At 73.1% G+C, this 7,378-nt stretch carries 6 protein-coding genes; all 6 read right to left on the bottom strand.

Features of this window, described 5'->3' with window-relative positions:
* Nucleotides 1-1,691 (bottom strand): gamma-glutamyltransferase family protein (locus GWI24_RS36890; RefSeq protein ID WP_210950403.1); only part of this gene is annotated, 1,691 nt, incomplete at its 3' end.
* A gap of 94 nt (nucleotides 1,692-1,785) precedes the next feature.
* Nucleotides 1,786-2,832 carry an ABC transporter ATP-binding protein gene (locus tag GWI24_RS36895; RefSeq protein ID WP_210950404.1) on the bottom strand — a complete coding sequence of 349 codons (1,047 nt, stop codon included), beginning with the start codon at nucleotides 2,830-2,832 and terminating at the stop codon, nucleotides 1,786-1,788.
* Entirely contained in the window at nucleotides 2,829-3,965 is a 1,137-nt protein-coding gene (locus GWI24_RS36900) for an ABC transporter ATP-binding protein (protein ID WP_210950405.1), read from the bottom strand. The genes GWI24_RS36895 and GWI24_RS36900 overlap by 4 nt, the downstream gene beginning before the upstream one ends.
* A complete protein-coding gene (locus GWI24_RS36905) occupies nucleotides 3,962-4,855 on the bottom strand; it encodes an ABC transporter permease (RefSeq protein WP_210950406.1) in 894 nt (297 codons plus the stop codon). Before GWI24_RS36905 ends, GWI24_RS36900 begins: the two co-directional genes overlap by 4 nt.
* 49 nt (nucleotides 4,856-4,904) lie before the next feature.
* On the bottom strand, nucleotides 4,905-5,855 hold the full coding sequence (locus tag GWI24_RS36910; RefSeq protein WP_210950407.1) for an ABC transporter permease: 951 nt from the start codon (nucleotides 5,853-5,855) through the stop codon (nucleotides 4,905-4,907).
* A partial coding sequence (locus tag GWI24_RS36915) for an ABC transporter substrate-binding protein (protein ID WP_210950408.1) occupies nucleotides 5,855-7,378 on the bottom strand: 1,524 nt, incomplete at its 5' end. The genes GWI24_RS36910 and GWI24_RS36915, both read right to left, overlap by 1 nt.

Here is a 7,378-nt window from a genome sequence, read left to right on the forward strand (position 1 = left end):
ACGTCGTGGCCGCGGCGGCGGAGTTCCGCAATGGCGGGCTCGCCGATGCGGGACTCGACGACCACCCGGCCCGCCGTCATCGCCCGGGGGTGGAAGGAGCCGGGGAAGGACTCCTGGTGCCAGTTGGGGGCGTCGATGGCGCCCTGCAGATCCAGGCCGGAGCGCACCGGCGCCCGTAGCGCGACGCCGAGGAAGAAGTGCGTGCTCCACTGGTCCTGCTGGTCGCCGCCGGGAGTGCCGAAGGCCATGACGGGGGTGTCGCCGCGCAGCGCGAGCGAGGGGGTGAGCGTGGTGCGGGGGCGGCGGCCGGGGGTGAGGGAGTTGGGCAGGCCGGGGTCCAGCCAGGTCATCTGGAGCCGGGTGCCGAGCGGGAAACCCAGCGCGGGGATGACGGGGTTGGACTGCAGCCAGCCGCCGCTGGGCGTGGCCGCGACCATGTTGCCCCAGCGGTCCACCACGTCGAGGTGGCAGGTGTCGCCCCGGGTCACCCCGTCCGGCCCGACGGCCGGTTCGCCCATGCCCGCCGCGCCGGCGGCCGGTCCGTCCGCCCCGGAGGCCGCGCGGGCCACCGCGGCCAGCGCCTGCTTGCTCAGCCGCGGCGTACGGCCCCCGGGGTGCCCGGGGCGCAGCTCGTACGAGGCCTGTTCGCCGATCAGCGCCCGCCGCTCGTCGTTGTACGGACGCGAGAGCAGCTCCGTCAGCGGAACGTCGGCGGCGTCCCCGTACCACGCCTCGCGGTCGGCCATGGCCAGCTTGCCGCCCTCGATCAGGAGGTGCAGGAAGTCGGGCGTGCCCAGGTCGGCCTCGCTCAGCCCGTACGGCAGCAGGGCGAGTTGCTGGAGCAGCACCGGCCCCTGGCTCCAGGGCCCGGCCTTGCACACGGTCCAGCCATTCCAGAAGTGGCGGACGGGCGGCTCGTACGTGGCCTCGAAGGCGGCCAGGTCGTCCCCGATCATGGTCCCGGCGTTGCGGTGCCCGGACGAGTCCATCGCGGGCCGGGCCGCCGCGTCCGCCAGCTCCTCCGCGATGAAGCCCTCGCGCCAGACCCGGCGGGCCGCCTCGATCTGGGTCTCGCGCCCCGGCCCTGCCCCCTCCGCCTCGGCGATCAGCCGCCGCCAGGTGGCGGCCAGCGCGGGGTTGGTGAGCAACCGCCCGGCGGCGGGGGACTTCCCGTCCGGCAGATACAGCTCGGCCGAGGTCGTCCACTCGGTCTCGAACAACTCCCGCACGGTCTCGACCGTCTCCCCGATCCGCTCCACCGCCGGATGGCCGTGCTCGGCGTAGCCGATCGCGTACCGCAGCACCTCGGCGAGCCGCTTCGTGCCGTGGTCGCGCAGCAGCACCATCCAGGCGTCGAACGCACCGGGTACCGCCGCCGCGAGCGGACCGGTGCCGGGGACGAGGTCGAGGCCGAGCGCGGTGTAGTGGTCGATGGTGGCCCCGGCTGGGGCCGGGCCCTGTCCGCACAGCACGGTGGGTTCGCCGCCGGCCGGGGCGAGGATGATCGGCACCTCACCGGCGGGCCCGTTCAGATGCGGCTCGACCACATGCAGGACAAACCCGGCGGCCACGGCCGCGTCGAAGGCGTTGCCGCCGTCCTCCAGGACGGCCATGGCGGACTGCGAGGCCAGCCAGTGGGTGGAGGACACCATGCCATGGGTGCCCTGCAGGGTGGGCCGGGTGGTGAACATGTCGGCAGGCTCCTGGTCTCGTACGAGTGCGGGTGCGGGTGCGGGTGCGGGTGCGGGTGCGGATGCGGATGCGGGTGTGCGGACGTTTGGGCGGTCAGAAGGCCGAGGCGTCCTCGGGGGCCGAGGCGTCGGGCGCGGTGCCGTCGTCCGCCACCAGATGGCAGGAGACCTGGCGGCGGCCGCCGCCCACCGTAAGCCGCCGCAGCACGGGCGGCTCGGTGCGGCAGCGGTCGACGGCGAGCGGACAGCGGGTGTGGAAGCGGCAGCCGCTCGGCGGATCCAGCGGGCTGGGCAGCTCCCCGCTGAGCACGATCCGGGCGCGCGACCGCTGCGCGGCCGGGTTCGGTACCGGGGCCGCGGACAGCAGGGCCTGGGTGTACGGGTGCTTGGGGTCGGCGAACAACTCGGCGGCCGAGGCCTGTTCCACCAGCTGCCCCAGATACATCACGGCGATCCGGTCGGCGAGGTACTCGACGGCGGCCAGGTCATGAGTGATGAACAGACAGCCGAACCGCCGCTCCCGCTGGAGGTCCGCCAGCAGATTGAGCACGGACGCCTGGACGGAGACGTCCAGCGCCGAGGTCGGCTCGTCGGCCACCAGCAGCTGCGGATCGACCGACAGCGCGCGGGCGATCGAGACCCGCTGCCGCTGTCCGCCGGAGAGTTCATGGGGCCGCCGCCGCGCCAGTTCGGGCCGCAGCCCCACCTGGGCCAGCAGCGTGGCGACCCGGTCGCGCAGGGCGTCGCCGGAAGCCAGGCGGTGCAGCCGCAGCGGCTGGCCGACGATGGCGCCCACGGTCATCCGGGGGTCGAGCGAGGAGGACGGGTCCTGGAACACCAGGTGGAAGTCCTTGCGCAGCGGACGCAGCGCGCGCTTCGACAGCCGGGTCACATCGCGGCCGTTGATCGTCACCTGGCCCGAGGTCGGCCGGTCCAGCCGTACGGCGCACCGCCCCACCGTGGACTTGCCGCTGCCGGACTCCCCGACCAGGCCGACGATCTCACCCCGGCCGATGCTGAGGCTGACCCCGTCGACCGCCCTGACGGTGCCGGCGGGGCCGGTGAAGTGGCGGACCAGGCCGCTGATGTCGAGCACGGCGTCATCCCGCGACGCCTGCGCGGGCGCGACGGCGGCGGTCATGAGGCGGCCTCCTGTCCGGGGTGTTCGGGGTGTTCGGGGCGTTCGGGGCGTTCGGGGTGTTCGGCATGTTCGGGTTGTTCAGGGTGCACCGGCACCGGATACCAGCACGCCGCCTCGTGCAGCTCAGCTTGCTCGGAGCGCTCGTACCGTTCGTACCCCTCACGCCTCTCGTTCCGCTCGCGCAGCGCCCGCAGCGCGGGCTTCTGCTCCCCGCACCGCTCGTCGGCGTAGGAGCAGCGGGGCTGGAAGGTGCAGCGGTCGGGCTGTTCGGTGAGGCTCGGCACCAGCCCGGGGATCTCCTGGAGCCGCCCCCGCTCGCCCTCCGCCCGCCGCCTGCCGGGCACCGGCACCGCGCCGAGCAGCCCGCGGGTGTACGGGTGGCGGGGCGTGCCGAACAGCTCGTCCACCGGGGCCTGTTCGACGCCCCGGCCCGCGTACATCACCAGCACCCGGTCGGCGATGTCGGCGACCACGCCCAGATCGTGGGTGATCAGCACGATCGCGGTGCCGAGCCGCTCCCGCAGGGACTGCAGCACCTCCAGGATGCCCGCCTGCACGGTGACGTCCAGCGCGGTGGTGGGCTCGTCGGCGATGAGCACGGCCGGGTCGCAGGCGATCGCGATGGCGATCATCACCCGCTGCCGCATACCGCCGCTGAGCTGGTGCGGATAGTCGCGGGCCCGCTGGGCGGGGGCGGGGATGCCGACGAGGTCGAGCAGGTCCACGGCCCGCTCGCGCGCCTCCCGGCGGCCGATCCCCTGATGGCGCCGGAGGACCTCACCGACCTGGCGGCCGATGGTGAGGACGGGGTTCAGCGAGGTCATCGGCTCCTGGAAGATCATCGCGATCTCCCGGCCGCGGACGTCCCGCAGCTGGCTCTCGTCCGCCCCCACCAGCTCCCGTCCGCCCAGCCGGATGGAGCCGCCGACGCTCGCGGTGGGCGGCAGCAGCCCCATCACGGCGGTGGAGGTCACGGATTTACCGCAGCCGGACTCGCCGACCACGGCCAGTACTTCACCGGCGGCGATGTCGTACGACAGCCCGTCCACCGCGTGGACCACGCGGGTCGGGGTGCGGAAGACCACGGACAGGTCCCGCACGCTCAGGGCAGGGGGCGCGGTGGACGTGGTCATCGGCTGTCTCCCTGGGGGTCGAGGATGTCGCGCAGCCCGTCCCCGAGCAGATTGAACGCGAGCGTCGCGGCGATGATCGCCAGGCCCGGGAAGACCGCCATCCAGGGCGCGGCGGCGATGTACGCCTGGGCGCTGGAGAGCATCACCCCGAGCGAGGGGGACGGCGGCTGGACGCCGAGGCCGAGGAAGCTCAGCAGCGCCTCGCCGATGATCGCGGTGGGGATGCCCACGGTGGCCTGGACGGTCAGCGCGGACAGGGCGCCGGGGAGGATGTGGCGGAAGAGCACGGTGCCGTCCCCGCCGCCGCCCACCACCGCCGCCGCCACATAGTCGAGGTGTTTGAGCCGCAGTGTCTCCGCCCGGGTGATCCGGATGACGGCCGGGATCTGCGAGACGCCGACCGCGATCGTGGCGTTCAGCAGGGACGGCCCGAGGATGGTGGCCAGGCCCACCGCCAGCACCAGGAAGGGGAAGGCGAGCAGGGTGTCGGTGAGCCGGGAGACCACCGAGTCGGCGAACCGCCCGTAGTAGCCCGCGATCAGTCCGAGCGGCACTCCGGCCGCGAAGGCCAGCGCCACCGCGAGCAGCCCGATCTGCAGCGAGGCCCGCACCCCGTACACGACGCGGGAGAGCTGGTCGCGGCCCAGGTCGTCGGTGCCCAGCCAGTGGGCCCAGCCCGGCGGCCGGAGGGCGGCCGTGAAGTCGGGGCGGGCCGGGTCGTACGGCGCGATGAGCGGTGCGCACAGCGCGATCAGCACCAGGATCGCGGCGGCCACGGCCCCGGTGAGGGCCAGCTTGTTGCGGGTCAGCAGCCGGAGCCGGGACAGCGGGGCGAGCGGCGCCCGCTCCGGCTCCTCGGCGGCGGGAAGGGCGGTGGCGGCCGCGCTCACTGGGCACCTCCGAGGCCGATGCGCAACTCGGCATCTCCGAGCCGGATTCTCACTGGGCACCTCCGAGCCGGATACGGGGGTCGATCACCGAATAGGCCAGGTCCACCAGGAGGTTGACGAGGATGTAGGCGGTCGAGGTGAACAGCACCACGCCCTGCACCATCGCGTAGTCGCGGGAGAAGACCGCGTCGATGGTGAGCTTGCCGAAGCCCGGCAGGACGAAGATCTGCTCGGTGACCACCGCGCCCGAGATGAGGTGCCCGAGCTGGAGCCCGAGCACGGTCACCACGGTGACCAGGCTGTTGCGCAGGGCATGACCCATGATCACCTGACGCCGGGAGAGCCCCTTGGCGCGCGCCGTGCGCACATAGTCGGCGGACAGCGAGCCCAGCATGGCCGCGCGCGTCTGCCGCATCACGACCGCCGCCAGACCGGAGCCGAGGACGATCACCGGTAGCACCATATGGCGCAGGTTCTCCATCGGATCCACGCCGAACGGCACGAAACCGGAGGCCGCGAAGACCGGGACGGCGATCGCGAAGGCGAGGACGAGCACGATGCCGAGCCAGAAGGCGGGCACCGAAAGCCCCAACAGCGCCACCGCGTTGACCAGCCACTCCTCGGGCCGGCCGCGCCGGACCGCCGCCACCACCCCGGCGCCCACGCCGACCACGACCGCGAGCAGCAGGGCCAGCGCGGACAGTTCGAGGGTGACGGGCAGCGCCTCCATCACCGAGTCCAGGACCGGCAGCCCGGTGCGGGAGGAGACCCCGAGGTCGCCGGTGGCGGCGTGCCGCACATAGCGCAGGTACTGCACCACGATGTTGTCGTCGAGCCCGTAGCTCTCGCGGATCTGGGCGATCGCCTCGGGCGTGGGCTCCTCCCCGGCCAGCGCGGTGGCGGTGTCGCCGGGCAGCGCCCGTACGCCGGCGAAGACCACGACGCTGACCAGGAAGAGCGTGATCAGGGATTCGCCGAGACGGCGGATCGGATACGACATCAGCTCCCTCCCTTCACATATCCGGCGTCCTTCACCCGGATCAGCCCGTCGCCGAAGACCTTCAGCCCGGCGACCTTCTTCGTCACGGAGACGTAGTTGGTGGGCTGGATCAGATAGAGCACGGTGTGCGCGGCGCGGACGCGCTCCACGAGCCGGGCGTAGATCTTCTTGCGGGCGGGCTTGGCCGCGGTGGCGCCGCCCTCGGCGATCAGCCGGTCGATGGCGGGGTCGGAGAGCCCGCCGTAGTTCTGGGCGCCGCCGGTGCCGGCGAACACGTCGATGTTGCCCGCCGGGTCGAGCCGCCCCGACCAGTTGGTGGTCGCCGCCTGGAAGTCGCCCGCGCGGGAGTGCTCCAGGCCGGTGGCGAACTCGGTGGGGGTCAGGATCACCGCGAAGCCCGCCTCCTTGGCCATGGCCTGGACGACCTGGCCCAGCCGGTTGTCCTCCGGGGTGGTGCTGATCTGGAGCCGCACCCGGACCGGGGTGGCCACCTTGGCGGCCTTGAGCAGCCGCCTGGCCTTGGCCAGGTCGCGGGCCGGGCAGCGGGACCCGGTGGCGTACGGGGTGCCGGACGGGAGCGGACCGCAGGTGGGCCGGTAGCGGCCCTGGAAGACGATGGTGTTGATCAGGTCGCGGTCCAGGGAGAGGTCGAACGCCTCGCGCACCCGCACATCCCGCGCGATCGGGGTGTCGATCCGGCCCGGCGGCGCCCCGGCGCCCTTGGTGTTGCCGATGTTGAGGGTCAGTCCGTAGTAGCCCAGCGAGGGGGAGTGGAACAGCTGCAGCCCGGGTTCGGTGAGCGCCCGGCCCACCTGGACCGGGTCCATCTGGTCGCCCACCTGGATGTCGCCGGACTGGAGATTCGCCAGCCGGACGTTGCCGTCGGTGATGGTGCGGTAGATCACCCGCCGCAGATGGACGGCGTCCGCGTCGTAGTAGTTCGGGTCCTTGTCCAGCACGATGCGGTCGCCCACCACACGCTCGGCGTAGCGGAACGGGCCGACGCAAGTGGGGTGGCTCGCGAAGGCCTTGGCGTAGCGCTTCAGCGCCGTCGGGGACATCACCATGCCCGCGCGGTCCGCGAGCAGCGCCGGCAGCGGGACGTACGGCTTGGCCAGCCGCAGCCGTACGGTGTCCTCACCGACCGCCTGGACCGAGGTGAGGGGCTTCAGCTCGCTCGCGCGGACGGAACCGGTCAGCGTCCGGTGCCGGTCCAGGGAGGTCTTGACCGCCTTGGCGTCCATGCGGGTGCCGTCGGCGAACCGGACGCCGCGCCGCAGCTTGATGGTGACGGTGCGGCCCCCGTCGCTGGTCGTGGGCGGGGCGGCGGCGAGCTGCGGCACGATCCGGTTCGCGGCGTCGACGTCGTAGAGCTTCTCGCATATCGCGGTGAACACGGTCCGGCCCACGGCGGTGCTGGCCAGGGTGGGGTCCAGCTTGTCCGGGTCCGATTTGAGGGCGATGGTGAGCGTTCCGCCGTCGCGGGCGGGCCGGGGGTCGGTCATCCGGTCGGCGCCCACCTC

The organism is Streptomyces sp. MK37H (assembly GCF_018035285.1).
Taxonomy (GTDB): Bacteria; Actinomycetota; Actinomycetes; order Streptomycetales; family Streptomycetaceae; genus Streptomyces; species Streptomyces endocoffeicus.